Source organism: Nonomuraea sp. NPDC050540 (genome assembly GCF_044457485.1).
Classification (GTDB): Bacteria; Actinomycetota; Actinomycetes; order Streptosporangiales; family Streptosporangiaceae; genus Nonomuraea.
The window spans coordinates 643,355-667,302 of the sequence record NZ_JBITHA010000004.1 but is presented as its reverse complement, the minus strand read 5'-3'; the positions used below and the strand labels follow the sequence as shown (position 1 = coordinate 667,302).

General features: G+C 71.1%; 24 protein-coding genes. 14 read left to right on the top strand and 10 right to left on the bottom strand.

Annotated features, from left to right (window positions below; genetic code table 11):
- Nucleotides 1-58: 58 nt before the first annotated feature.
- From ACIBI5_RS17845 to ACIBI5_RS17835, 3 genes are all read left to right on the top strand, one after another.
- A complete protein-coding gene (locus ACIBI5_RS17845; protein WP_397247974.1) occupies nucleotides 59-3,277 on the top strand; it encodes an indolepyruvate ferredoxin oxidoreductase family protein in 3,219 nt (1,072 codons plus the stop codon).
- A gap of 16 nt (nucleotides 3,278-3,293) precedes the next feature.
- Nucleotides 3,294-4,427, top strand: coding sequence for an acyl-CoA dehydrogenase family protein (locus ACIBI5_RS17840; RefSeq protein WP_397247972.1), 1,134 nt, complete (start codon nucleotides 3,294-3,296; stop codon nucleotides 4,425-4,427).
- A gap of 360 nt (nucleotides 4,428-4,787) precedes the next feature.
- Nucleotides 4,788-5,174: a hypothetical protein gene (locus ACIBI5_RS17835; protein WP_397247970.1), complete on the top strand. Its 387-nt coding sequence runs from the start codon at nucleotides 4,788-4,790 to the stop codon at nucleotides 5,172-5,174.
- On the opposite strand, the gene ACIBI5_RS17830 is transcribed toward ACIBI5_RS17835, so the two are convergent.
- A complete protein-coding gene (locus ACIBI5_RS17830; RefSeq protein WP_397247968.1) occupies nucleotides 5,164-5,550 on the bottom strand; it encodes an SgcJ/EcaC family oxidoreductase in 387 nt (128 codons plus the stop codon). The genes ACIBI5_RS17835 and ACIBI5_RS17830 overlap by 11 nt on opposite strands.
- 84 nt (nucleotides 5,551-5,634) lie before the next feature.
- Between ACIBI5_RS17830 and ACIBI5_RS17825 the strand changes: the two genes are divergently transcribed.
- Complete coding sequence (locus tag ACIBI5_RS17825; RefSeq protein WP_397247966.1) at nucleotides 5,635-5,868, top strand: hypothetical protein; 234 nt, start codon at nucleotides 5,635-5,637, stop codon at nucleotides 5,866-5,868.
- 13 nt (nucleotides 5,869-5,881) lie between these two features.
- On the opposite strand, the gene ACIBI5_RS17820 is transcribed toward ACIBI5_RS17825, so the two are convergent.
- The 3 genes from ACIBI5_RS17820 to ACIBI5_RS17810 all read right to left on the bottom strand — a co-directional run bounded on the left by ACIBI5_RS17820 (nucleotide 5,882) and on the right by ACIBI5_RS17810 (nucleotide 11,852).
- Entirely contained in the window at nucleotides 5,882-9,178 is a 3,297-nt protein-coding gene (locus ACIBI5_RS17820; protein WP_397247964.1) for a S8 family serine peptidase, read from the bottom strand.
- Between the two features lie 270 nt (nucleotides 9,179-9,448).
- The gene (locus ACIBI5_RS17815) at nucleotides 9,449-10,822 is read right to left on the bottom strand and encodes a carbohydrate-binding protein (protein WP_397247962.1); all 1,374 of its coding nucleotides are present in this window, start codon (nucleotides 10,820-10,822) and stop codon (nucleotides 9,449-9,451) included.
- A gap of 193 nt (nucleotides 10,823-11,015) precedes the next feature.
- Nucleotides 11,016-11,852 (bottom strand): AraC family transcriptional regulator, encoded by an 837-nt coding sequence (locus ACIBI5_RS17810; RefSeq protein WP_397247960.1) that lies wholly within the window; start codon nucleotides 11,850-11,852, stop codon nucleotides 11,016-11,018.
- A gap of 35 nt (nucleotides 11,853-11,887) precedes the next feature.
- Here ACIBI5_RS17810 and ACIBI5_RS17805 point away from each other — a divergent pair, with 35 nt between their 5' ends.
- Nucleotides 11,888-12,292 (top strand): DUF2000 family protein, encoded by a 405-nt coding sequence (locus ACIBI5_RS17805; RefSeq protein ID WP_397247958.1) that lies wholly within the window; start codon nucleotides 11,888-11,890, stop codon nucleotides 12,290-12,292.
- On the opposite strand, the gene ACIBI5_RS17800 is transcribed toward ACIBI5_RS17805, so the two are convergent.
- On the bottom strand, nucleotides 12,278-12,946 hold the full coding sequence (locus ACIBI5_RS17800) for a response regulator (protein ID WP_397247956.1): 669 nt from the start codon (nucleotides 12,944-12,946) through the stop codon (nucleotides 12,278-12,280). The genes ACIBI5_RS17805 and ACIBI5_RS17800 overlap by 15 nt on opposite strands.
- Nucleotides 12,943-14,052 (bottom strand): sensor histidine kinase, encoded by a 1,110-nt coding sequence (locus ACIBI5_RS17795; RefSeq protein ID WP_397248034.1) that lies wholly within the window; start codon nucleotides 14,050-14,052, stop codon nucleotides 12,943-12,945. The genes ACIBI5_RS17800 and ACIBI5_RS17795 overlap by 4 nt, the downstream gene beginning before the upstream one ends.
- Before the next feature lie 122 nt (nucleotides 14,053-14,174).
- On the opposite strand from ACIBI5_RS17795, the gene ACIBI5_RS17790 reads away from it, so the two are divergent.
- From ACIBI5_RS17790 to ACIBI5_RS17775, 4 genes are read left to right on the top strand one after another with little or no spacing between them, the layout of a single operon-like run.
- A complete protein-coding gene (locus ACIBI5_RS17790; RefSeq protein WP_397247954.1) occupies nucleotides 14,175-15,467 on the top strand; it encodes an alpha/beta hydrolase family protein in 1,293 nt (430 codons plus the stop codon).
- A gap of 4 nt (nucleotides 15,468-15,471) precedes the next feature.
- Nucleotides 15,472-16,116, top strand: a complete 645-nt coding sequence (locus ACIBI5_RS17785) for an HAD family hydrolase (protein WP_397247952.1) — start codon at nucleotides 15,472-15,474, stop codon at nucleotides 16,114-16,116.
- A gap of 19 nt (nucleotides 16,117-16,135) precedes the next feature.
- Nucleotides 16,136-16,612 (top strand): GNAT family N-acetyltransferase, encoded by a 477-nt coding sequence (locus ACIBI5_RS17780; protein WP_397247950.1) that lies wholly within the window; start codon nucleotides 16,136-16,138, stop codon nucleotides 16,610-16,612.
- 47 nt (nucleotides 16,613-16,659) lie between these two features.
- Nucleotides 16,660-17,082, top strand: a complete 423-nt coding sequence (locus ACIBI5_RS17775) for an ester cyclase (protein ID WP_397247948.1) — start codon at nucleotides 16,660-16,662, stop codon at nucleotides 17,080-17,082.
- Here the strand turns inward: ACIBI5_RS17775 and ACIBI5_RS17770 are convergent.
- The gene (locus ACIBI5_RS17770; RefSeq protein ID WP_397247946.1) at nucleotides 17,066-18,097 is read right to left on the bottom strand and encodes an AI-2E family transporter; all 1,032 of its coding nucleotides are present in this window, start codon (nucleotides 18,095-18,097) and stop codon (nucleotides 17,066-17,068) included. The two genes, ACIBI5_RS17775 and ACIBI5_RS17770, sit on opposite strands and share 17 nt — an antisense overlap.
- A 68-nt stretch (nucleotides 18,098-18,165) precedes the next feature.
- Here ACIBI5_RS17770 and ACIBI5_RS17765 point away from each other — a divergent pair, with 68 nt between their 5' ends.
- Complete coding sequence (locus tag ACIBI5_RS17765; RefSeq protein WP_397247944.1) at nucleotides 18,166-19,101, top strand: ribose-phosphate diphosphokinase; 936 nt, start codon at nucleotides 18,166-18,168, stop codon at nucleotides 19,099-19,101.
- A 1-nt stretch (nucleotide 19,102) separates the two neighbouring features.
- Nucleotides 19,103-19,822, top strand: a complete 720-nt coding sequence (locus ACIBI5_RS17760; protein ID WP_397247942.1) for a nucleotidyltransferase domain-containing protein — start codon at nucleotides 19,103-19,105, stop codon at nucleotides 19,820-19,822.
- Between the two features lie 28 nt (nucleotides 19,823-19,850).
- On the opposite strand, the gene ACIBI5_RS17755 is transcribed toward ACIBI5_RS17760, so the two are convergent.
- Nucleotides 19,851-20,396, bottom strand: a complete 546-nt coding sequence (locus ACIBI5_RS17755; protein ID WP_397247940.1) for a TetR/AcrR family transcriptional regulator — start codon at nucleotides 20,394-20,396, stop codon at nucleotides 19,851-19,853.
- A 70-nt stretch (nucleotides 20,397-20,466) separates the two neighbouring features.
- Here ACIBI5_RS17755 and ACIBI5_RS17750 point away from each other — a divergent pair, with 70 nt between their 5' ends.
- From ACIBI5_RS17750 to ACIBI5_RS17740, 3 genes are read left to right on the top strand one after another with little or no spacing between them, the layout of a single operon-like run.
- Nucleotides 20,467-21,093: an FMN-dependent NADH-azoreductase gene (locus tag ACIBI5_RS17750; protein ID WP_397247938.1), complete on the top strand. Its 627-nt coding sequence runs from the start codon at nucleotides 20,467-20,469 to the stop codon at nucleotides 21,091-21,093.
- On the top strand, nucleotides 21,090-21,404 hold the full coding sequence (locus ACIBI5_RS17745; protein WP_184958408.1) for a multidrug efflux SMR transporter: 315 nt from the start codon (nucleotides 21,090-21,092) through the stop codon (nucleotides 21,402-21,404). The genes ACIBI5_RS17750 and ACIBI5_RS17745 overlap by 4 nt, the downstream gene beginning before the upstream one ends.
- Before the next feature lie 20 nt (nucleotides 21,405-21,424).
- A complete protein-coding gene (locus ACIBI5_RS17740; RefSeq protein WP_397247936.1) occupies nucleotides 21,425-22,060 on the top strand; it encodes a maleylpyruvate isomerase N-terminal domain-containing protein in 636 nt (211 codons plus the stop codon).
- 47 nt (nucleotides 22,061-22,107) lie between these two features.
- Here the strand turns inward: ACIBI5_RS17740 and ACIBI5_RS17735 are convergent, their stop codons facing one another.
- Together ACIBI5_RS17735 and ACIBI5_RS17730 are read right to left on the bottom strand one after the other, a co-directional pair.
- Entirely contained in the window at nucleotides 22,108-22,950 is an 843-nt protein-coding gene (locus ACIBI5_RS17735) for an NAD(P)H-binding protein (protein WP_397247934.1), read from the bottom strand.
- The gene (locus ACIBI5_RS17730) at nucleotides 22,947-23,867 is read right to left on the bottom strand and encodes an NAD(P)H-binding protein (RefSeq protein WP_397247932.1); all 921 of its coding nucleotides are present in this window, start codon (nucleotides 23,865-23,867) and stop codon (nucleotides 22,947-22,949) included. Before ACIBI5_RS17730 ends, ACIBI5_RS17735 begins: the two co-directional genes overlap by 4 nt.
- Between the last annotated feature and the right edge of the window lie 81 nt (nucleotides 23,868-23,948).

Here is a 23,948-nt window from a genome sequence, read left to right as displayed (position 1 = left end):
ATCGCATTATGTCCTCTGATACTTGTGCAAGGACCACCAGGATTGCTCCACTTGGCGCATGGTGGCGTTGGAAGACAAGTACACGGCTCTCGACGGGCGCGTGCTGCTCTCGGGCATCCAGGCTCTGGTACGGCTCACGCTGGAACAGCGCCGCATCGACGAGGAGCGCGGGCTCGACACGCGCGTCTTCGTCTCCGGCTACCAGGGCTCGCCCTTGGGCGGTGTCGACCTGGAGATGGCCCGCGCCGCCAGGCACCTCGATCCTGCCGGCGTCGTGTTCAGGCCAGGGCTCAACGAAGAGCTCGCGGCCACGGCCGTCGCCGGCACCCAACTCCTCGGCCTGGCACCCGGGCGCAAGCACAACGGCATCACCGGTTTCTGGTACGGCAAGAACCCCGGCCTCGACCGTGCCGCCGACGCCATCCGGCACGCCAACATCGCCGGCACCGCGGCCAAGGGCGGCGCGGTCGCGTGGATCGGCGACGACCCGGGTTGCAAGTCCTCGACGGTGCCCAGTTCGTGCGAGCCGATGTGCCAGAGCATGTGCATGCCGCTGCTGGTGCCCGGCTCGGTCGCGGAGATCGTCGAGTTCGGGCTGCACGCGGTGGCGATGTCGCGGGCGAGCGGCCTCTGGGTCGGGCTGAAGATCGTCGCGGACGTGGCCGACGCCTCCGCCACCGTCGACCTGGACACGCTCCGCCCCGAGCTGCCCGCCCACGACCGCGCCGAGACCAAGCCGCCGACGCTGGTGGGACCCGCCGCGCTGGACGCCGAGTACGACCTGCTCACCCGCCGCCTCGACCTCGCCCGCGCCTATGCGCGCGCCGCGGGCGTCAACCGCGTGCTGTTCAGCGCGCGCCAGGCCAAACTGGGCATCGTCGCCTCCGGTACGGCTCTCGCCGCCGCCCAGCGCGCCCTGGCCGACGCCGGAGCGGACCTGGAGGAACTGGGCATCCGGCTGATCCGGATCGGCATGCCGTACCCGCTGGATCGCGACGACCTGCTCGGCATGCTCGACGGCCTGGAGGAGGTGCTGGTCGTCGAGGACAAGGTGCCGTTCCTGGAGGACCACCTCAAGGCGGTGCTTTACGGCAGTGCCCACGCGCCCAAGGTGCGCGGGCTGCTGCCGCTGCGCGGGACGGTCGGCGCGGCCGACGTGGCCAAGGCGCTTGGACTCGGATCGGGTAGGGGCGCCCGGAAGTCGCGGATGCTGCCGGTGGTCGCCGCCCGCACGCCGTACTTCTGCTCGGGCTGCCCGCACAACCTCTCCACCCGCACCGACGACAGCACGCTGGTCGGCGTCGGCATCGGCTGCCACGCCATGATCGCGCTGGACGGCGACGGCCGCGGCACCCAGCTCGGACTGACCCAGATGGGCGGCGAGGGCGCGCAGTGGATCGGGCTGGCGCCGTTCACCGAGGACCGGCATTTCGTGCAGAACCTGGGAGACGGCACCTTCCACCACTCCGGCTCGCTGGCGATCAGGGCCGCGGTGGCCGCCGGGGTGTCCATGACGTACAAGCTGCTCTACAACGACGCGGTCGCCATGACCGGCGGCCAGCGCGCCGAGGGCCGGCTCGCCATCCCCGAGCTCACGCGGTGGCTGGCCATCGAGGGCGTGCGCCGCGTGGTGATCACGACCGCGGACCCCTCCTCCTATCGCGGGGTGCGGCTCGATCCGGTCGCGACGGTACGGCACCGCGACGACTTCGCCGACACCGAACGCGAGCTCGCCAAGGTGGACGGCGTCACCGTGCTCATCCACGACGACCGGTGCGCCGCAGAGGAACGCCGGCTCCGCAAGCGCGGCAAACTGCCCACCCCGGCCGAACTGGTCGTCATCAACGAGCGGGTCTGCGAAGGCTGCGGCGACTGCGGGGAGAAGTCCACATGCCTGTCTGTTCAGCCGGTGGAGACCGAGTTCGGGCGCAAGACCCGCATTCACCAGCCTTCGTGTAACTCCGACCTCACCTGCCTGAAGGGCGACTGCCCGTCGTTCCTGCTGGTCGAGCCGGGTCCGCGCAAGAGCAAGCCGCTCCCGCCGCCGCCCGCCGGCCTGCCCGAGCCCACGCCCCGCTTCGCCGGCGCGGTCACGCTGCGCATGCCCGGCATCGGCGGCACCGGCGTCGTGACCGTCTCGCAGATCCTGCAGATGGCCGCGCACCTCGACGGCCTGCACGCCGCCGGTCTCGAGCAGACCGGGCTGGCGCAGAAGGGCGGCCCGGTCATCAGCGACGTACGCGTCTCGCCGGAGCCGATCACCGGCTCGGTCAAGGCCACGAAAGCGGATGTCCTCATCGGCTTCGACGTGCTCGGCGCCGCGGCGGAAGGCAACCTGGGCGTGCTCGCCAAGGACCACACCGTCGCGGTGATCAACACGGCGGTGGTGCCGACGGCCGAGATGGTCACCGGCCGGGCCGTGGTGCCCGGCGCGCAGACAGCGGTCGAACGCATCGACTCCGCGACCCGCTCCGAGGCCAACCTCTACCTCGACGCGCAGGCGCTGGCCGAGGAACTGTTCGGTGACCACATGCCGGCGAACATGCTGCTCGTCGGGGCCGCGTACCAGCACGGCTGCCTGCCGATCAGCGCCACGGCCATCGAGGGCGCGATCCGCATGAACGGCGCGGCCGTCGAGAAGAACCTCGCCGCCTTCGCCCACGGCCGGGCCGCCGCGCTCCAACGGCCGAGCGAGGAGAAGACGCAGTCGTTCGCCGAGATCCTCGCGATCAGGACCGACGACCTCACCGGCTACCAGAACGCCGACTACGCCCGCACCTACTCCGACGACGTCCAGCAGATCGCCGAACTCGCCGACGACGACGATGTCGCCATCGCCTACGCCAAGGGCCTGTACAAACTCATGGCCTACAAGGACGAGTACGAGGTCGCCCGGCTCCACCTCGAGACCGAGTTCGCCCCCGAGGACAAGGTCGCGGTCATGCTCCACCCGCCGATCCTGCGCGCCCTGGGCATGAAGCGGAAGATCAAGCTGCGCCGTACCGCGAAGCCGGTGTTCCGCACATTGCGGGCCGCGCGCTTCCTGCGCGGCACCGCCCTCGACCCCTTCGGCTACGCTCACGTGCGCCGAGTGGAGCGCGAGCTCATCCACGAATACCGCACCCTGGTGCGTGAGGCCCTCTCAGCGGGTACGAGCGCAGAGGCGGTCGCCGAGATCGCCGCGCTGCCTGACATGATCCGCGGATACGAGGACATCAAGCTCGCCCGGGTCGCGGAATTCCGCGAGCGCGCCCGCACGGCCCTGGCCGGACTCTGAGATCGGAGACAGACACGTGGCCGTATCCCGCCTCCTCCCCAACCAGGACGCGCACGACCTGCTCGACCTCACGCGCACGCTGGCCGACAAGGAGCTCGCGACCCGCGTGGACGAACACGAACGGGCCGAGACCTACCCAACCGGCCTCTTCACGAAATTGGGGGAAGTCGGGCTGCTTGGGCTGGCCTATCCCGAGGAGCTGGGGGGTGGCGGCCAGCCGTACGAGGTCTATCTGCAGGTTCTGGAGGAGTTGGCGGCCCGCTGGGCCGCCGTGGCGGTCGCCGTCAGCGTCCACACGCTCGCCTGCTTCCCCCTGAAGCAGTACGGCACGCCGGAACAGATCGACCGGTGGCTGCCCGACATGCTGGCCGGACGCCAGATCGGCGGCTACAGCCTGTCCGAGCCCCAGGCCGGATCCGACGCCGGAGCCCTGACCTGCAAAGCCGAGAAGGTGGAGAACGGCTACCGAATCACCGGCACCAAAGCCTGGATCACCCACGGCGGCATAGCCGACTTCTACGCCCTGTTCGCCCGGACCGGCGAGGGCAACCGGGGCATCTCCTGCTTCCTGGCCCCCGGCGCCGTGGACGGCCTCACCTTCGGCCGCCCCGAGGAGAAGATGGGCCTGCACGCCATCCCCACCACCACGGCCCACTGGGACGGCGCCGTCCTGGAACCCGACCGCCTCCTCGGCACCGAAGGCCAGGGCCTGCAGATCGCCTTCAGCGCCCTGGACTCGGGCAGACTGGGCATCGCCGCGTGCGCGACAGGCCTCGCCCAGGCGGCATTGGACGCGGCGGTGGCGTACGCGAAGGAACGCACCACCTTCGGCCGCAAAATCATCGACCACCAGGGGCTCGCCTTCGTCCTGGCCGACATGGCCGCCGCGGTGGACGCCGCCCGCGCCACCTACCTCGACGCCGCCCGCCGCCGCGACGCCGACCTCCCGTACAGCCGGCAGGCATCAGTGGCCAAGCTGGTCGCCACGGACGCCGCCATGAAGGTGACGACGGATGCCGTACAGGTGTTCGGGGGCTACGGATACACCCGGGACTTCCCGGTCGAGCGCTACATGCGAGAAGCCAAGATCATGCAGATCTTCGAAGGCACCAACCAGATCCAGCGCCTGGTGATCTCCCGCAACCTCTGAGGTCTGCTTCGTCTGGTGTAGTGCGTACGGCGAACGGTGCACGGTCAGGTGACGTCCAACGGACGACGCGCTCCCGCCGCGGCCCGGCCTAGCGTTTCTCGTCGAGATGGCCGATGAGAAACGAAGGAGTCGCCATGAGCAAGACAGTGATCACTGCGATCACCGGGCTGGGCTTGACGGCCGGGTTGCTGGGATCGGCGGGCGTACCGGCTGGTGCCGGGCGTGGAGCGGATCATGGGGTTCTTCTCGCTTGTGTCGGTGAAACGTCGGTGAGATGGGGCGGCAAGGTCGGGGCGGCAGCCTTGGGCGCAGGCGGCAGCGCATGGAGGCGGTGCCCAACCGGTCCAGGGAGATAGGCGTATGTCCAGGCTGTTGAAGGGTGCCGTGGCGTTGCACTGGGTGCAGGTCGTCTTCTTCGCGATCGCCGCCCTGGCGTTTCTCGGAGAGCAACTGGGTGGTACGCCCTCGCTCACCGGCTGGTTGACCGGCCTGTTCTATCTCGGGCTGCTCGGGTTCACGATCGTCATCGCCGTCCGTGTCCATCGGGGAAAGAGCCGCCGGGGCGCGATCCTGCTTCAGGGGACCATGGCGGTGATCTTCGGGATCTCGACGGTGTACGTGCTGATCTCGGCCATCGACGGGACGGAGGCGGTGACGACGGTGCTCGCCCTGGCCGCCGTCACCGCGGTGCCGCTGGCCGCCTTCATCCTGCTCAACATGCAGAACGACCGCGAGACTAGGGCTTGAGGATCGGGGTGGTCTGGGCGGAGGCGATCTGCCACCTCCCGTCGTTCTCCACGAGCACGTAGGTCAGCCAGCCCTCGGTCGCGTGCAGCGGGTCGTCGCCGCCGTCCCGCTCGTCGGAGACCCGCTTGAGCACACCGACGATCGCCACGTCGGGACGTACGAACCGGATGTCGGCCACCTCCGCACTCGTCACCACCTTGGCCAGCGGTGTCGCCAACGCGGCCCTCATGGCCTTCTCGACGGCGTCCTTGCCCACCACGCGGCGTCCGCCGAAGTTCACGAGGCTCGTGTTGTCGGCGTGCAGGGCCAGGAACGGCTCGGGGTCGTTCTGGTGGCGGGAGGCGTCGGCCACCAGCTGACGGATCGCGTCTTCCATCACAAACATCCTCTCAAATCGGAGCGCTTCGCTCCGATAAGAACTCTAAAGCGGAGCGGAGCGCTCCGCAAGTAGCGTGGGGAGATGGCCAAGGTCGCGTACGTCGTGGGGATCGACTGCTCTCCGGCGGAGTTCCGGGCGGTCGTCGCCGAGGTTCCCGGGCTGAGGGTGCTCAGGGAGCTCCGTCCCGGCCAGGTCGTCGTGGTGGCCGACGGGCCGAAGGTGGCGGTGGGCACGCTGCCGGGGGTCGTGTGGGTCCGCGAGGACAAGCCCCGGCACATGGATGAGGGACCCGGCGCACGGCCGGGCCCCTCCTAGCGAATCAGGCGGATTACTGGACGGTTATCTTGTCCACCTCCACGGTGATGCCCTTCACCTGCGGGGTCGAGGTGGCCGTGGTGACCGAGCCGACTCCCTTGACCACGCCCTTCACCTTCATGGTGTAGGTGAGGGTCCCGCCGGGCGCGCCGGGCGTGCTGGTGACGCGGAGGTCGGTGGTGGGCGGACCGGTGATCTGGCCGCCGGCCGTACCCTCGTCGTTCTCCGCGCCGACCGTCAGGCCGAAGCCGGCCGGCGGGTCACCGGGCAGGTTGGCCGGGTCGAAGGTGAAGCTGATGTCCTCGGTGCCGTTGACGCCGATCCACTGCTGGAAGACCTTCTGCGCCGTGGTGCCGAAGAGGTTGACCCGCCATTCGAGCACGAGCCACGTGCTGACGCCGTCGGTGAGGGTCGCGGCGTAGATGCCCGGGGCGCCGGTGCCGTCGAGGTCGGTCCAGTACGGGGCCAGGACGTTGTTCGGACGGGCCGGATCGGGCAGGGTCTGCGGCGTGAAGGAGATGTCCTCGCTGCCGTTCGTGCCACCGGCCACGCTGTAGCCGTTGGAGACGATGCCGATGCGGTTGTACGTCTTGCCCGCGTAGACGTACGGCGGGACGGTGAAGTTGAGCGCCTGCTCGTCACCGATGGGGACGGGTGTGATGCCGAAGTCGGACAACGGCAGGTAACCCGCCGGGCTGGTGCCGGGGGCGATGCCGGGCCTGTCGGGCTGACGGGCGGCCAGGGTCTGCTTGGTGGTGGCGATCTGGCTGCCCACCTTGGTGGCGCCGGTGACCGAGTTGAGGCGCAGCTTGCCGTCGAGCGTGCTGAGCGCGGTGACCTCGGCGTCCTTCAGGGTGTTGTTCTGGACGGAGACCGTACAGACCGACTCGCCGGTGTCGCGCGGGATGGCGGCCGGGGCGCAGGTCTGGTCGATCGGGACGGCGCCTTCCTTGCGGAAGAACGCGACCGGCAGGTGCAGGTTGCGCGAGCCGCCGACCTGCTTGAGGTTGACCTGGCCGAAGTACTGGCCGTCGGGCAGTTCCGGCGCGGCGATCACGACTTCGATCTTGGCGCTCTTGCCCGGCTTGACCACCACGAGCGGCGGCAGGACGGCGATGTGCGCGCCGTTCACGGTCGTGCCGGTGGCGGTGAAGGTGAGCGTCTTGTTGGTGACGTTGGTGAGCGTGCGCTTGGCGGTGATGACACCGGGCATGGTGGGCGCGTTCACCGACGGCAGGTTGAGGTCGATGCGGTTGAGGGTGTCGGTCTCGGCGGCCACGAAGTTGGCGGCGCTCTCGTCCATGGTCAGACCGGGGTCGCCGGCCTTGGTGAGGTCGATGCGCCCGCCGCCGGTGTCGAACGGGTCGGCCGGGGTGGTCCGGTCCTGCTTGGTGACCTTGGTGGTCGCGGTGCTCTCCAGCGCCGACTTGACCTGGCCGGGCGTCCAGCCGGGGTTGAGGGCGAAGACGAGCGCGGCGGAGCCGGCCACGTGCGGCGAGGACATCGAGGTGCCGGTGATGCTCTGGTACAGGTTGCCGGGCGGGCCTTCGAGCGGGCTCTCCGGCGTCGGCGTCGTTCCGGCGAGGATGTGCAGGCCGGGCGCGGTGACGTCGGGCTTGAGGAAGTCGCCGCCGGGGCCGCGCGAGGAGAACGTGGTGATGGCGTCACCCTGCCACGTGGTCTTCGTGCCCTGCGCGAACGTTGCGGTGGTGCCGGGGTTGGCCGCGAGGAACGCCAGCAGCGCGTCACCGTCGGGCTTGTCCAGGTGGACGGTCGGCAGCCAGTGGTTGTCGGTCATGATGTCGAGCGGCGTGGAGTTGTAGAGCAGCATGCCCGCGGCGCCGCCCTGCCGGACGTTGAAGCCCTTGAGCACGCGGTTCGGCCCGCGCTCACACGCGACGATCTTCCCGGTGAACAGTCCGGCCGGGGCCGGAGTGGTGCACAGCGCGTTCGAGTACGGCGGCGCCGAGGCGAGCACCACCTGCGCCGGAGTGGCGACACCAGCGGTGACCGTGGACCCGGAGACCGTGGCGGTGTTGGTGCCGGAACCCTTGAGCGTGACCGTGGAGCGGAACGTCCGGGTCTGCGTGGAGGCGGCGACGGTGGTCACCCACGGGCTGACGTGGTTGACGGTGGCGGCGCCGGGTCCGTCGTTGCCGGCCGAGGCCGACACCAGCACACCGGCGGCGTACGCGTCGAGGAAGGCCAGCTCGACCGGGTCGCTGTAGGGGTCGGTGCCACCGGAGATCGAGAAGTTGATCACCCGGACGCCGTCGAGGATGGCCCGGCCGACGGCCTGCGCGGAGTCGGAGGGGAAGCAGCCCTCGGCGCCGCAGACCTTGTAGACCGACACCTGCGCGGCGGGCGCGATCCCGTGGATGGGGCCGCGGCTGATGCCGAGCGGGTTGGCGTCGGCGACGGGACCGCCGGCGGAGGTGGTGGCGGTGTGGGTGCCGTGGCCGTTGGAGTCACGCGCGGAGTCCCCGTACACCTCGCCACCGATGACGGCGTTGTAGGTGTCCAGGAACGGCCCGCCGCCGATCAGCTTGTTGTTGCAGGCGAACACGTCGGGAGCCGGCGTGAGCGGGTTGTCGCCGAAGTCGCAGATGCGCGGCGTGCCGTCCTTGGTGGGGCCGGGCGCCGGCAGGGTGCCGGGGTCGGCGAAGGACGGGTGCTCCGGCCAGGCGCCGGAGTCGAGGATGCCGACGTTGACGCCCTTGCCGGAGCTGGGCGCGCCGCCGAGCTTGTTGTAGATGGCGGGGGCGCCGATGAAGGCGGGGCTGGAGTCGGTGAGCAGTTGCTCGGGCGCGTCGGACTGGACCGCGGCGACGCCGGGCAGCTTGACCAGGTTCTTGGCCTGGTTGGCGGGCAGGCGCAGGGCGATGCCGCCGTACACGACCCGCAGCTTTTGTCCTGCCTTGGCGGCGGGGACGGTCTTGCCGAGGGCGGCGAGGAAGTCGTTCTCGATCTTCGTGATGTGCGTCTCGTACTTCTTGGCGTCGGTGCTGCCCACGTCGAGCGACTTGCCGGTGACCGACGGGCTGGTGCCGGGCAGGCCCTTGAGCCCGCCCCGGTACGCCGCGAGCGCGTCGTAGTCGAGCTTGACCATCACGTTCACTTCACCGGCGCTGGTGGCGCTGAGCAGCGCGGCGTCGTTCTTGGCGAGCTTGCCGGTGGCGGACTTGTCGCCGTCGACGAGCTGGCCGCCGGTGAGCGGCGTGACGCGCCACTTGTCCACCGGGGTGGGTGTCGGGCCCGCGATGGCGGGCGGCGCCGCGGTGAGGACGAGTGCGAGGGCGGCGGTGCCCACGGCTAAGCGTCCGGCGACGGATAAACGGGGATTGCTCGGCACTGAGAAACCTCCCTGAAGGGCTGCGTGAGTACCCGCCGGGAGGTGTGTCACCTCGACGCCCCGCCCCGCGGGTGACATGCCAAATGCGGAGCCTAATTCGCAGGTGGGATATGGCCTAGATGGGGAAGTTGCCAGCCCTGACGGGGTGAGCATGGCAACTGTCACCCTGGCCAAACAATGATCGAGCGCCCCCAGGAGCCGCCGCTCCGGGGGCGCTCGCCTACCGGACTAGATCCGCTGCCAGAGGGCAGGGACGGCCGGCGGTGTCCAGCCAGGCTGGGAGGTGTGGGACTGCAGGCAGCGGTAGGAGGCGCCGTCATAGGTGACGGTGGCGCCCGCCGCGTACGCGGTCCACGGTGCCCACGTCCCGCCGGGGGGTGTCCCGGTGGGGGTCGAGGTCGGGGTGGAGGTGGGAGTTCCGGTGCCGCCGGGCAGCGTGAGCCCGTACGTCTGCAGGATCTCGTTCACCGGCTGGTGGAAGGTCGTTCCGCCGCTGGAGCAGTTGCCGGAGCCACCGGAGGTGACGCCCTGCGCCTGGTTGCCGGAGAAGAAGGAGCCGCCGGAGTCGCCGGGCTCGGCGCAGACCGAGGTGCGGGTGACGCCGGTGATCGTGCCCTGCGGGTAGGTGACGCTGGTGTTGTGCGCGCCGATCGTCCCGCAGTGGTACTGGGTGGTCGAGCCGGAGCGGCAGATCGAGGCGCCGACCGCGGCCTGCGTCGATCCGGTGATGGTGATGTTGCCCTGGCTGTAGCCGTTGACCCGGTTGGTGGGCGTCCACTGGCTGTTGACCTCGACCCAGGCGTAGTCGTTGCCCGGGAAGGAGGAGCCGCGGAAGGTGCCCTGCGCGACGCGGTTGAAGCCGGTCGTGGTGGCGCCGGTGTTGCCGCAGTGGCCGGCGGTGACGAAGCCGCCCTGGCTGCCCGGCCGGTTCACGGCGAAGCCCACCGAGCAGCGGCTGCCGCTGCCGATGTAGTAGGCGTCGCCGCCGCGTACGTCGTAGAAGGGCCTGGGCTGCTCTTCCGACTTCTGCAGCTGGACCAGCGCGGCGTTGACGCCGCTCGACTCGACGAACTTCTGCGCGGCGACGAGGTCCTTGGCCTGGAGCACGACCTTGTTGGCGGTGATGTCGGCGTACCAGACGTGCACGCCGGCGGGCATGCGGCGGGCCAGCTTGTCGAAGCGGGCGGTGACGGCCTTCAGATCGTTGACCGAGTGGGACACCAGCACCGGTTTGGCGCCCAGCTCGGTGATCTGCGAGAAGCCGGCGGACTGGGTGGTGGCCAGGACCAGTTCGGCGGTCGGCCCGGTCACCCAGAGACCGCCGAAGTTCGTGCCCAGCCGGGCGGAGTAGTCCGCTTCCACCTGGGCGGCGGCGGCTTCGTTGACCAGCCGGGCGAGCGCCTGGTCAGCGGTCAGACCGAGGTCGCGCTGGAGCGCGGCGACGACCTTGGGGTCGGGGTTGGCGACGACGGCGGCCTGTTCGCGCGCCTGTGCGTAGGGGTTGGGGGGTTCGCCGGCGGAGGCGGCGAAGGCCACCACCGGGACGACTGCCAGGGTGAGGGCGAGCGCGACGCTCATCCCCACGACGTGCCTGCGGAGCATGGGGTTTCTCTCCTCGAATTGGGGGGCGCGCCGTCAACGTAAGTGGGAAAGCCGCCTTTCCGGGCATATCAACCTGTTAGGAACGGCGCGTTATGGCAGCACGGGAGAATCAGCGTTTCCGCAGGTGAAGCGCATGATTGAAGATCCGGTGAACGCGGGTGGCCGGACCATAACATCTGGTCCCAGCATCACGTTATGCCAGAGTGCTTGACAGCTGGTACGCGCCCGGGGTCAGCCCGTAGACGCGGGTGAACCACCTGGTCAGGTGGCTCTGGTCAGAGAAGCCGGCCGCGGCCGCGGCGTCGCTGATGGGCAGGCCGCCGGCGATCAGGCGGCGGGCCTCGCGCAGGCGAAGCTGGCGCTGGTAGTCGCTGGGCGGCATGCCGTACTTGGCGTGGAAGGCCCGGTAGACGGCGAACCGGCTGCGGCCGGCGGCCCCGGCCAGGTCGTCGGCGGTCAGGTCGTCGAGGAACGCCTCGTGCAGGCGGTCGCGGACGAGCGTGGCGACCTGGTCGTCGGCTCCCGCGGCGATGAGGCGGGGAGGGGTGGTGGCGGCCCGCCGTACCAGGGAGGCGAGCGTGACGGCGAGCAGTTCGTCGCGGCGCAGGGCGCTCGCGCGGTCGTCGAGCAGTGCGGTGTGCAGGCGGCGCAGCGCGCCCGCGAGCACGGGGTCGGCGACCACCGGCGCCGCGAACAGCGGCAGGCCCGCGCGGTCCCCGGCGAGGTCGGCGAGGGCGCCTTCGACCAGGCTCGGCCCGATGTGCACCATGCGGTAGGTGAAGCCCAGTTCCGTGGTGGAGTGCCCGTCGTGGGGCTCGTCGGGGTTGAAGGCCATGATCATGCCGGCGGCGCTGGTGTGGGCGGCGCCGCGGCAGCTGAAGGACTGCGCGCCGTCCTCGGTCACGCCGAAGGAGTAGCTGTCGTGGCTGTGGCGGTGGTAGACGTGCTCGACGAAGTGCGCGTGCATCGCCTCCAGCGGGCGATCGGGCGCACGCCAGTAGCTCGACCAGTCCTGCGCACGAGCCTTCAAGACGTCTCCGGTACGGCGGGGCCATGCTCACGAGCATGCGTTTCGATACAAAGATAGCCATCGTGGTCCGCCCCGACCTGGCCACCTGGCAGAAGCTCAACGTGACCGCGTTCCTGGCGGGGGCGGTCGCCGGCGCGTACCCGGAGACGATCGGCGAGCCCTACGCCGACGCCTCGGACAACGGCTACCTGGCCCTGTTCCGCCAGCCGGTGCTCGTCTACGCCGCCGACGACCTGCGGCCGGTCAGGGAGAAGGCCGTGGCCAAGGGCGTGGGGACGGCCGTGTTCATCGAGGAGATGTTCAAGACCGGGCACGACGCGGACAACCGGGCGGCGGTCCGCGCCGTCGCGGCCGACGACCTGGCGCTGGTCGGGCTGGCCGTCTACGGTCCGCGCAATCTGGTGGACAAGCTGCTCAAGGGCCTGTCACTGCACCCCTGACGTGCCGGGGCGCAGCAGGCCGCTCTCGTAGGCGGCGATGACGGCCTGGACCCGGTCGCGCAGGCCGAGCTTGCTCAGCACGTTGCTGACGTGCGTCTTCACGGTGTGCTCGCTGACCACGAGCGTGGCGGCGATCTCGGCGTTGGACAGGCCGCGGCCGAGCAGGGTGAGCGTCTCGCGTTCGCGGTCGGTGAGCGGGTCGAGCGAGCGCGGCGGCGGGCCGGGGCGGACGTTGCGCCGGACCATGTCGTCGATGAGGCGGCGGGTGACGGCGGGCGCGAGCAGGGCCTCGCCGCCGGCGGCCACGCGTACGGCGTGGACCAGGTCGTCCCTGCGCACGTCCTTCAGCAGGAAGCCGCTCGCGCCGGCCTGGAGGGCGTCGTAGACGTAGTCGTCCTGGTCGAAGGTGGTGAGCATGATGACCTTGGCCGGCGTCTGCGCGCAGATGATCCGGGCGGCCTCGATGCCGTCGAGTTCGGGCATGCGGATGTCGAGGAGGGCCACGTCGGGGGCGTGCGCGCGGACGGCCTCGACGGCCTCGCGTCCGTTGGCCGCCTCCGCCACCACGGACATGTCGGGCTGGGAGTCCACGATGAGCGCGAACCCGCTCCTGACGAGTTCCTGGTCGTCCGCGACGACGACGGTGATGGTCACTGCTGGTCTCCGATCGGCAAGTTCACGACAACCTCAAATCCCGAAATATCCGGCGTCACGGCCACCGCGCCGCCGTACGCGGCGGCCCGCTCGCGCATGCCCATCAGCCCGTGGCCGCCGCCCTTCCCCGGCGACGAACCGCGGCCATCGTCGGCGACCGTGATCAGCAGCTCGTCGTCCTTCCAGTCGAGCCGGACCACGCCGCTGGTGGCCTGCGCGTGTTTGACCATGTTCGTCAGCGCCTCCTGCACGATCCGGTAGACGGCCACCTCGGCGTCGGCCGGGAGCGGGGACGGGGTGCCCGTGACGGCCAGCCGTACCGTGGGGCCGGCTTCCGAGACCCGCGCGACCAGGCCGGCCAGGCCGGCGAGCGTGGGCTGCGGGGCGCGCGGCCCTTCCTCCTCCTTCAGGAGGTTGAGCATCCGCCGCAACTGCGCCTGCGCGTCGCGCCCGGCCGCGCCGATCGCCTCGAAGGCCTTCTCCGCGCGTTCGGGAGCGGCCCGTACGGCGAGCGGCCCCGCCTCCGCCTGCACGATCATGATGCTGATCCCGTGGGCCAGGATGTCGTGCATGTCGCGGGCGATCCTGGCCCGTTCCCGTTCGACGGCCCGCTCCTCCAGTAGCGCCGCGCGCTCGCGGTAGTGCACCGTGGCCCGGCCCAGCGCGTAGGCGCCCAGCGCGCTGAGCACGCCGCGGATGAAGGTCACCGGCGAGACGCCGATGGCCGGCGCGATGCTGAGCAGGATCGCCAGCGAACGTTTCCAGCGGGGTGACAGCGCGGCGACGGTGTAGAGCGCGACCAGCCAGCCGTACCAGATGGGCTGGGCCGGCAGGTCGGGGTCGCGCAGGGAGTAGATGGCGGCGGAGGCGACGCACAGGGTCAGCACGGTCAGCGGGTACCGGCGGCGCACCAGCAACGGCACCACCCCGAGCAGGACCGGCCAGTACTCGACCATGCTCCACGGCTCCGGGCCGAGCTTCCGCGTGGTGTAGAAGAAGGGCACGCTCTGCCCGACCAGCACCAGCAGGGCGATGGCGAAGTCGACGACGAGGGGCGGCAGCCCGCGTAGCCAGGCGGCGGCCCGCCGCTCCCAGCTACGGAACATTTCGGACACAAGGCCTCAGTATCCCCTTGTGGACGGGCGCCGAAATCCCCCGCGCGACCGAGGACGGAGATCGCCCGCACCGGCGATGCCCTCAAAGCCCGATTTTTCGAGACTTGGACTTCATGAAACTCGTCGCCACGGCGCTGCTGACCCTGTTCCTGCACACTCCGGCCGCGCAGGCGGAGGTGAAGACCACCGACATCACCTTCACCACACGGGACGGCCAGAAGCTCGGCGGCCGCATCTTCGAGCCCGCCGGAACCGCGGGCAAGCGGCCGGGGCTGGTGCTCGTGCACGGCTCCGGCGGCGGCAACAGCTGGCGCGACCTGGAGACGGAGGCGGACGCGTTCGCCCGCCAGGGCCTGGTGATCCTGGCACCCGACAAGCGCGCGGCGGGCTACAGCTCGACCCGTCGCGACTACCACGAGCTGGCCGGCGACGCCCTCGCCGCCTTCGCGGCGCTGAAGCGGCACCCCTCGGTCGGCCGGGCCGGGCTGTGGGGCGTCAGCGAGGGCGGCTGGGTCGCGCCGATCGCCGCCAACCGGAGCACGTCCGTGGAGTTCCTGGTCACCGTGGGCGGCCCCGGGCTCAGCCCGCTGCGCACCCAGTCGTGGAACGCGGCCGGCAAGCTCGACCGCGCCGGGATCCAGGGCTCGCTGCGCAGCGCGTACGCCCGGACCTTCCACCGCCTGGCCGCCGACGCCGGGCTGTTCGCCTCTGCCTATCACGACCCGGCCCCCGAGCTGCGCCGGATCAAGCAGCCCGTGCTGGCGTTGTGGGGCGCCGAAGACAACCAGGTGCCGCCCGCCGAGAGCGCGGAACGTTTCCAGGCGAACATCCCCTCCGGGCTCACCGTCAGGTTCTTCGCCGGGGCCGGCCACTCCCTGCACCAGAACTCGGGCGCGCTCACCCCCGGCTACGCCGACGCCGTGGGCTCCTGGGTGCGCGAGGTCGCCGCGGGCAGGGTCCCGGCGGCCGTCACCGAGCCGCTGCCCGCCCAGCCGCGCAGCGTGGACACGCCGCCCTCGGCCTGGTGGGAGTCGTGGCAGCCGCAGATCGGCACCATGGCCCTGCTGTCGCTGGCGTTCCTCGCCTCCACCGTCCGGCGGCTCGGCCCCGGCAGCTGGCCCGCCCGCCTGGTCGCCGTCTCCGGGTCGCTGTCGCTGGTGGCGTTCGCGTACACGCTGGTCTCGCTGCTGCTGTCCTCGACCTCGCGCGGCGTACAGGCCGGGCCGCTGCTCATGGGCCGCCCGCTGACCTGGCTCGCCGCGCAGCTGCTCGCCGCCGTTGCCGCGGTGGCCGCGCTCACCTGCCTCACGCAGTGGCGCGCCTCCTCCTTCCGCGTACGGCTGGCCGCCGTCGCCGGCCTCGTCTTCATCCCGTGGGGGGTGTACTGGGGCCTGCTCGTACCCTGAGGTGGTGGAAGCCTGTGTATTCGACCTTGATGGCGTGCTCGTCGACTCCGAACCCGTCTGGGAGGAGGTACGGCGCGCCTTCGTCGCCGAGCACGGCGGCGTCTGGCAACCCGACACCCAGTCCAGGCTGATGGGCATGAGCACCGGCGAATGGGCCGCCTACCTGCACGAACTCGGTGTACGGCGCCCGCCCGACGAGATCGCCCGCGGCGTGGTCGATCGTATGAAGGCCCGCTACCACGACAGGGGCGTCCCCCTGCTGCCCGGCGCCGTCGAGGCGGTGGCGCGGATGGCCGCGGCCGTGCCGCTGGGCCTGGCCAGTTCCTCGCCCCGCGCGCTGATCGACACCGTGCTGGCGGAGACCGGGCTCGGCGCGCACTTCGCGGCGACCGTCTCCACCGAGGAGGTCGAGCGCGGCAAGCCCGCCCCCGACGGCTACCTGGCCGCCGCCCGCGACCTGGGCGTGGCGCCCGAGCGGTGCGTGGCCGTGGAGGACTCCAGCAACGGCCTGCGCTCGGCGCACGCCGCCGGCATGCGGGTGCTCGCCATCCCGCACCCGGTCTACCCGCCCGCCGCCGACGCGCTGGCGCTGGCCTGGAAGGTGCTGCCGGACCTGGACGCCCTGACGCCGGCCGCGGTGACGTCTTGACGCCCGCGGCGGTGGCCGGATGATCAGGCCCAGGCTTGAGGCGGACCTGGGCGCCTGCGTCGAGGCGCTGGCCGAGGTTCAGAAGGCCGACGGCTACCCGGTCTCGTGGCCGGCGGATCCGCGGGGCTGGCTGGCTCCGCCGTCCATGGTCCGGGCGTGGATCGCCGTGGAACCCGGAGCGGTCGTCGGCCACGTGGGGCTGGTGCCCGAGGATCTGGACCCCGCCGTGGCCGAGATCGTCGGCAGCGCGCGGGCGCTGACCGTCGCCAGGCTCTTCGTGACGCCGGGCGGGCGGGGCAGGGGTCTGGCGGAGAAGCTGATGGCGACCGTACGCGGGCAGGCGGACGGCCCGCTCGCGCTGGAGGTCTCCGACGAGGGGGTGGCCGCGATCGCCCTGTACGAGCGCACCGGCTGGCGGCGGGTCGCCACCACCCGGGCCACCTGGCTGAACAACGCCGGCCAACCGGCCGTGATGCACCATTACGTCATGCCATGACCCGGACTTGAGCGGTCCTTGCCCCGTTTCCGGATAAGAACCCACTTATGGCACAAGCTACGAACATCCTGCTCGGCGCGCTCAACGCGTCTGCCACCGGCGACGCCTCGGCGATCCGGAAGTTCTACTCGCCCGACGTGGTGGGCTGGAGCGCGGGCGAGGACATCGCCTCGATCGAGGACCTCATCGCCGAGGCCGTCGGCAGGAGCGACGCCCTGTCGGAGATCCAGGTGCGGGCGGTGCCGGTCGAGTTCCCCGGCGGCCCGGTGGTGGCGGAGTGGACGATGACCGCCCTGCACACCGGACCGCTCAGGCTCGACGACGACCTGGAGATCGAGCCCACCGGCCGCCGCCTCGAACTGCGCGGCGCGATCTTCGCCGAGCTGACGGACGGCAAGATCGCCGACTTCCGCCAGTACTGGGACCCGGCCGACCTGCTGGAGCAGCTCGGCCTCATGGACGGGGAGTGATCTCCCGCCCGGCGACCAGGGGCGTGGCCCACCGGGTCGCCGGATCGGCGTCGAGCAGCACGGCCCGGACGAACGCGCTGAGCGGCACGGCCAGGATCGCGCCCAGCGCGCCCAGCACGTAGGCCCACACCAGCAGCGACAGCATGGTCAGCGTGGTCGACAGCCCGGCCGAGGCTCCGGCGTACTTGGGCTGGATGACCGACTGGATCACGAAGTTGAGCACGCAGTAGACGGCGATGACCCACAGCATGGTGGCCGGGCCCGACGCCAGCAGCGCCAGGAGCGCCGGCGGCACCAGCCCGATGATGAAGCCGACGTTGGGGATGTAGTTGGTGATGAAGGCCAGCAGTCCCCACAGCAGCGGCAGCGGAACCCCGAGGATCGCCAGCGCCACCGTGTCCAGCACGGCCACGACCAGCCCGAACAACGTCGAGACGACCAGGTAGTTGCAGGTGCCCTTGGCGAACCCGGCCAGCGCCGAGACCAGTGGCGACGGCGACAGCCGTTGGATCGCCCCGTGCATGAACCTCGCGTCCAGGCTCATCCCGAACAACAGCAGCACGATCAGCACCACCGCCGACATCACGCCGAGCAGCCCGGTCAGGATGCCCTGAGCGGCCCTGACGAGCTGACCCATGTCCAGTCCGCTGAAGATCGTCTTGGCCTGCTCCGAGGTGATCCCGAGCCGCCCGAGCTCGGCTGTCAGCGACGCCAGCAGCTCCTGGTACTTGGCGGCGTAGGTCGGCACCAGCGTGGCGAGCTGGGCGAGCGCCACCACCAGGGAGAGCGCCAGGGCGCCCATGACGACGATGACCGTGGCCAGCGGCACGAACACGGTGACCCAGCCGGGCGCGCCCTTGCGCGCCAGCCACCTGCGCAGCGGGCTGACCGCGATGGTCAGCGTGAGCGCGAGGAAGGCGGGCCCGATGATCTGGCTCATGTGCTTGATCCCGGCGAGCGCGATGACGGCGGCGGCGGTGCCGATCAGCAGGCGCAGGCCACGGGACAGTTGCATGGCCGCTACGTTATGGCAGCTCACGACCGCGAAGCGTGGTCAACGCGCCGACCACTATCCTGCGTGGCGTGCGCGACATCACTGTCTTCAGCGGAAGTGCCCACCCCGAACTGGCCGAGGAGATCTGCGCCCATCTGGGCACGCCCTTGCACCCGGCCGGCGTGAAACGGTTCGCCAACGACGTCCTGGAAGTACAGTTGCCGGCCAACTGCCGCGAGCGCGACGTGTATCTGATCCAGCCCCTGGTCCCGCCCACGCAGGAACACCTGGTGGAGCTCCTGCTCATGCTGGACGCCGCGCGCGGCGCCTCGGCCGCCAGGATCACGGTCGTCCTCCCCCACTACGCCTACGCCCGCTCCGACAAGAAGGACGCCCCGCGCATCTCCATCGGCGCCCGGCTCGTGGCCGATCTCATGGTGGCCGCGGGAGCGGGCCGCGTGCTGACGATGACGCTCCACTCGCCGCAGGTACACGGCTTCTTCAGCGTGCCGGTCGACCACCTGCACGCGCTGCGGGAGCTGGCCGACCACTTCCGGCAGTACGACCTGTCCAACACGGTCGTGGTCTCCCCCGACCTGGGCAACGCCAAGGAGGCGGCGGCCTTCGCCCGGCGGCTCGGCGCCGGCGTCGCGATGGGCGCCAAGCAGCGTTTCAGTGACGACCGCGTGGTGATCAGCTCGGTGATCGGCGACGTGGCGGGCAAGGACGTGATCGTGCTCGACGACGAGATCGCCAAGGGCACCACCATGATCGAACTGCTCGACCGGCTCAAGGAGCGCGGCGTCAGCAGCGTCCGCGTGGCCTGCACCCACGGCCTGTTCTCCAGCGGGGCGATCGAACGGCTCAGCGACCGGCCCGAGGTCGAGGAGATCGTCTGCACCAACACCGTGCCCGGTCACAAGTCCGGCGGCAAGCTGACCGTCCTGTCCATCGCGCCCGCCCTGGCCGAGGCGATGCGCCGCATCCACGAGGGCGAGTCCGTCAGCGCCCTGTTCGGCGCCTGACATGCACACCGAGACGGACCTGCTGCTCACGCGCTTCCTCGGCGAGATCAGGCAGGAGGTCCCGCTGCTCGCCCTGTGGGCGCACGGCTCGCTCGGCGCCGGTGACTACCAGCCGGGCCGCAGCGACCTCGACCTGATCGCCGTCGTCGAGTCCCCGGTCACCGACCCGACGCGGCTGGAGGAGATCCACGGCGGCTTCCCCGAGCTGCTCCACTGCTCCTACATCGTCCGCGACGAACTGCCCGACCTGACCGCGCGGCACCTCACCGCCGCGCACGGCGAGCTGTTCCACCGCCCCGTCACGGCCGTGACCCGCCGCGAGCTGCACTCCAGCCCCGTCGAGCTGTACGGCGCCGCCGTCCCCGACCTGCTTCCCGAGGTCAGCGACGCCGAACTGCACGCGTTCATCCGCGCCGACCTGGCCGATTTCTGGCTGCTGAAGACCGACGGCTTCAAGCGCTGGCTGCAGGACATCTGGGTCGACCTCGGCCTGATCACGGTGGCCAGGGCGACGGTCACGCTCAGGGACAACCGCCTGATCACCAAGCGGGAGGCGTTCGACGTGCTGGCCGAGCTGGGCGCGCCGGAGCGGGTGGTGGCCGACGTCAGGGCCCGCCGCTACGGCTCGCCCGGCCCCAAGCTCGGCCGCGCCCGCCGGGCGATGCTGGCCCGCTCGTTCATCCGCGCCACGATCCACCGCACCCTGGCCAAGGACGCCTAGAGGCCGCGTGGAGAGCGGCGGCCACCGCCTAAAGGGCGGTGGTCAGCCTGGCCAGGGCGTCGGCGATCTGCTTCTTGGTCAGGCCGCGCTCGCGCCGCTGGTAGGTGTAGACCTCCGGGGCCAGCGGCGCGAGCAGTACGTCCACCAGCGCGTCGGGACCCGGCGTGCCGGCGGCGGCCAGCAGCGAGCGCACGTGCACGCGCCAGAAGCCGTAGGCCCCGGTCTCGAAGCGCTGCCTGCCCACCTCGGTCCCCAGCACCAGGTGGGCGTGGTCCTCCAGCAGGTCGCACATCGCCGCGTAGAAGGCGGCCAGCCGCTCGGCGGGCGGCGCGCCGGGGCCCAGCGGCGGCGGGCCCTGCATGAGCCGCTCCTGCAGCGCCCGCTCGTGCTCGTCCAGAAGCGCGACGGCGATGGCGGCCCGGTCGGGATAGCGGCGGTACAGGGTGCCCCGCCCGACGCCCGCCGCCTTGGCGATCTCGTCCATGGTGACGTCCTGCGGCGGCCGGCCGGCGAACAACTCCGCCGCTGCCCGCAGAATCTTGGCCCGGTTGCGGGCGGCATCGGCTCTTTCCATACCCAGGAATATATCCGGACAGTGCGTCCGTTTAAGCGGACAGTCCGTCCACTTAACTCCGGAGAGACCCATGCTGCTTCACCTGGACGCCAGCGCCCGCCGTGCCTCCTTCTCCCGTGAGCTGTCGCGCGCCTACGCCGACGCCTGGCGCGCCGCCCACCCCGGTGCCGGATACCTCTACCGCGACCTGGCCGCCGACCCGGTCCCGCACATCACCGAGGCCTGGACCGAGCTGTGCGACCACGTGCTCCGGCACGAGATCACCGACATCTCCCGGTACGGCGAGGCCGTCTCCACCCCCGCCCAGAGCGAGGCCTGGCAGACGCTCAAGCCGCTGCTCGACGAGGTGGTCGCCGCCGACGTCGTGCTGATCGGGACCCCGATGTACAACTACTCGATCCCGTCGTCGCTGAAGGCCTGGCTCGACCAGATCACCTTCCCGAAGATGTCGCTGCGCGGCCGCCGCTTCGTGGTGACCTCCGCCCGCGGCGGCGCCTACGGCCCGGGAACCGTCCGCGAGCCCATGGACTACCAGGAGCGCTACCTGCGCGACTTCTTCAAGGGCCACTTCGACGTGGAGGACGTCTCCTTCATCAGCACCGAACTGGCCAACGCCCTGATCGACCCCCGGCTGTCGCACCTGCGCGAGCAGCACGAGGAGTCGCGCCGTGCCGCCCTCAAGGAGGCGTCCAAGTGAACTGGCTCATTCTCGCCCTGGCCGGCCTGGTCGAAGTCGCCTGGTCGCAGAGCATCAAGCCCACCCAGAACTTCACCCGGCCCATCCCCACCCTGGTCAGCCTGCTGCTGATGGCGGCGGCGGTGTTCCTGCTGTCACTGGCCATGAACACGCTGCCCGTCGGCACCGCCTACGCGGTCTTCACCGGCATCGGCGCCGTGGGCGCGATCGTCCTCGGCATCGTGCTCAACGACGACCCGGTGTCCGTGGGCAGGATGGCGGCGCTGGCGCTGATAGTCGGCGGGATAGTGTTGGCGCGAGTAACGACCTGACCCCTCCGAAAGGCATGCGCATGGGTGAGATTCGGGAGTCCTACCTGATCGCCGCCGGCTCGGCGGTCGCGCTGCTCGGCCACCCCGCGGTCGCCGCCGCGTGGGAGAAGCCGAGCGCGCTGACCGAGTTCAGCGTCCGCGGGCTGGCCGGACATCTGGGTCACCAACTGGTCAGAGTGGACGAGGTCCTGCCGCGACCGGCCCTCCAGCCGCCCATCGCGCTCATCGAGCACTACATCAGTTCGCCCTGGGTCGAGGCCGGGCTCGACCACGAGAGCAACCTGACCATCCGGCAGGGCGGCGAGTCGATCGCCGCCTGCGGTCCCGGCGTGCTGGCCGGCCGGATGGCCGAGGTGCTCGCCCACCTCACCGCGGCGCTGCCCGCCGAACCTGCCGACCGGGTCGTGCACCTCGACTGGAACGGCTGGTCGCTGCGGCTGGACGACTTCCTGCTCACGCGGCTCATGGAGATCGTCGTGCACTCCGACGACCTGGCGGCCAGCGTGGGGCTTGAGACGCCCGAGCTGCCGGACTCGGTGATCGATCCGGTCGTCGACCTGCTGGCGCGGCTGGCCGTACACCGGCATGGGGCCACGGCGGTCATCCGCACGCTGAGCAGGGCCGAGCGGGCGCCCGCCACCATCAGCGCCTTCTAGCCCTGCCCAGGAGTCACCGGCTCATCTGGTTGATGAGCCGGTGCGGATCAGCGGAAGTCGTGAGCGTGGTCGGCCGCCCATCGGGCGAACGAGGTGGGCGGACGGCCCGTGAGGCGTTCGAAGGTGTCAGAGCCGGGGACCCTGCCGCTCCCTCCGGCCGACGTGCCGTAAAGGTCCAGCAGCCAGTCGATGACCTCGTGGTCGACACCCTGCTCGGGGTCGTACCACTCCGCTCGCGCCTGCTCAGGCGTCAGCTCCACGAAGCGGACCTCCTCCCCGATCGCCTCGCCGACGAGCCGCACCTGCTCGGCCACCGTCAGAGCCTCGGGACCGGCAAGGACGTAGATCTGCCCGGCATGCCCCTCTTCGACCAGGGCGCGAGCGGCCACCAGAGCGATGTCGGCCTCATGCGTCGGCCTGGTGACCGCCTCGCCGAATGGCCGTCGCACCTCGCGCTTGTCCCGGATGTCTGCGGCGTAGTCGAGCCAGTTGGCGGCGAACTCGCCGGGCCGTACGAGTGTCCACTCCAGACCGGACTCCTGGACCGCGACCTCCACCGCGCGGTAGCCGCCCTCCTCGTCGTCGGCCTCCTCCTCGGCCAGCGCTCCGGACAGGACGACGATGCGCCGCACCCCGGCCCGCCTGGCCATCGCGACCACCTCCCTGGCCGTCTCCGCCACCGGGAACAGGTACATGCGCTCGACGCCCTTGAGCGCCTCCGCCAGGGACTCGGGGTTCTCCAGGTCTCCGCGTACCACCTCCGCCCCCTCCGGCAGCCCGGCGCTCTCCGGCCGGCGCGTCAGCGCCCGCACGCGTACGCCCGCCCGCAGCAGTTCGGCCACGACGCCGCGCCCGACCCTGCCGGTCGCTCCCGTCACCAGTACCGTCATCGCCGGCCCTCCCTGCCGCTCACCTGGAAGTCCGCCCTGTGGTCGCGCGCCCACTGCGCGAACGTGCGGGGCGGCCGTCCGGTGAGGCGTTCATAGGTGTCGGTGGCGGGTATGAGGTCCGGCTCGTCGGCCAGGGCCGCCCGCAACTCCAGCACCCAGTCCAGGAGCTCGTGGTCGACGCCCTGCTCGGGGTCGTACCACTCCGCTCGCGCCTGCTCAGGCGTCAGCTCCACGAAGCGGACCTCCTCCCCGATCGCCTCGCCGACGAGCCGCACCTGCTCCAGCTGGGTGACCTTCTCCGGCCCCGTGATGGTGTACGCGGCCCCGAGGTGCTCGTCGGTGAGCAGCGCGGCGACCGCGATCTCCGCCACGTCGGCCTCGTGCACGAGCGCACTGCCCGATTTCGGGTACGGCGCGCGCACCGCACCGGTGCCGCGGATCTCCTCGGCCCAGTCGAGCGCGCCACTGGCCAGCAGACCGGGGCGGACATGCGTCCACTCGGCCCCACTGGCCTCGACGGCCAGTTCGACCATGCGATGCCCGTCGCGCTCCTCGTCGAGGTGGCGCCGCAGCGCGGACCCATGCGGTTGGCCGGGCCCCTGCCCCGGGGCCGGGTCGAAGCCGGCGGCCACCGCCGAGTGGACCACGAACCTGCGTGTCCCCGCCGCGACCGCCGCCTCGACGAAGCTCCCGCCGGCGAACGGGAACAGATGCACCCGCTCCACCCCGTCAAGCGCGGCCGCCCATGTCTCCGGCCGTTCGAAGTCCCCCTGGACCACCTCGGTCCCTGCCGGAAGCAGAGCCGCGGCGGCCTGCGGGTCACGGGCCATCGCGCGTACGCGCTGACCGGCGCCGACCAGCCCGGCGACCACCCTCCTGCCGACTTTTCCGCTCGAACCTGTTACCAACAGCGTCACGTAGACTCCCCTGCGGTTACCTGAAGGTTGCCGAGGAACCGCCGCGCCCGTGCCCGCGTTCGCGGCGGTTCCGTTGTCCCG

What these genes read in the sequence shown, in the direction of transcription:
- ACIBI5_RS17845 (WP_397247974.1), top strand. Translation starts at nt 59, where the DNA reads ATGGTGGCGTTGGAAGACAAGTACACGGCTCTCGACGGGCGCGTGCTG.
- ACIBI5_RS17835 (WP_397247970.1), top strand. Translation starts at nt 4,788, where the DNA reads ATGTCCAGGCTGTTGAAGGGTGCCGTGGCGTTGCACTGGGTGCAGGTC.
- ACIBI5_RS17830 (WP_397247968.1), bottom strand. Translation starts at nt 5,550, where the DNA reads ATGGAAGACGCGATCCGTCAGCTGGTGGCCGACGCCTCCCGCCACCAG.
- ACIBI5_RS17825 (WP_397247966.1), top strand. Translation starts at nt 5,635, where the DNA reads ATGGCCAAGGTCGCGTACGTCGTGGGGATCGACTGCTCTCCGGCGGAG.
- ACIBI5_RS17815 (WP_397247962.1), bottom strand. Translation starts at nt 10,822, where the DNA reads ATGCTCCGCAGGCACGTCGTGGGGATGAGCGTCGCGCTCGCCCTCACC.
- ACIBI5_RS17805 (WP_397247958.1), top strand. Translation starts at nt 11,888, where the DNA reads ATGCGTTTCGATACAAAGATAGCCATCGTGGTCCGCCCCGACCTGGCC.
- ACIBI5_RS17795 (WP_397248034.1), bottom strand. Translation starts at nt 14,052, where the DNA reads ATGTTCCGTAGCTGGGAGCGGCGGGCCGCCGCCTGGCTACGCGGGCTG.
- ACIBI5_RS17790 (WP_397247954.1), top strand. Translation starts at nt 14,175, where the DNA reads ATGAAACTCGTCGCCACGGCGCTGCTGACCCTGTTCCTGCACACTCCG.
- ACIBI5_RS17780 (WP_397247950.1), top strand. Translation starts at nt 16,136, where the DNA reads ATGATCAGGCCCAGGCTTGAGGCGGACCTGGGCGCCTGCGTCGAGGCG.
- ACIBI5_RS17775 (WP_397247948.1), top strand. Translation starts at nt 16,660, where the DNA reads ATGGCACAAGCTACGAACATCCTGCTCGGCGCGCTCAACGCGTCTGCC.
- ACIBI5_RS17770 (WP_397247946.1), bottom strand. Translation starts at nt 18,097, where the DNA reads ATGCAACTGTCCCGTGGCCTGCGCCTGCTGATCGGCACCGCCGCCGCC.
- ACIBI5_RS17760 (WP_397247942.1), top strand. Translation starts at nt 19,103, where the DNA reads ATGCACACCGAGACGGACCTGCTGCTCACGCGCTTCCTCGGCGAGATC.
- ACIBI5_RS17755 (WP_397247940.1), bottom strand. Translation starts at nt 20,396, where the DNA reads ATGGAAAGAGCCGATGCCGCCCGCAACCGGGCCAAGATTCTGCGGGCA.
- ACIBI5_RS17750 (WP_397247938.1), top strand. Translation starts at nt 20,467, where the DNA reads ATGCTGCTTCACCTGGACGCCAGCGCCCGCCGTGCCTCCTTCTCCCGT.
- ACIBI5_RS17740 (WP_397247936.1), top strand. Translation starts at nt 21,425, where the DNA reads ATGGGTGAGATTCGGGAGTCCTACCTGATCGCCGCCGGCTCGGCGGTC.
- ACIBI5_RS17735 (WP_397247934.1), bottom strand. Translation starts at nt 22,950, where the DNA reads ATGACGGTACTGGTGACGGGAGCGACCGGCAGGGTCGGGCGCGGCGTC.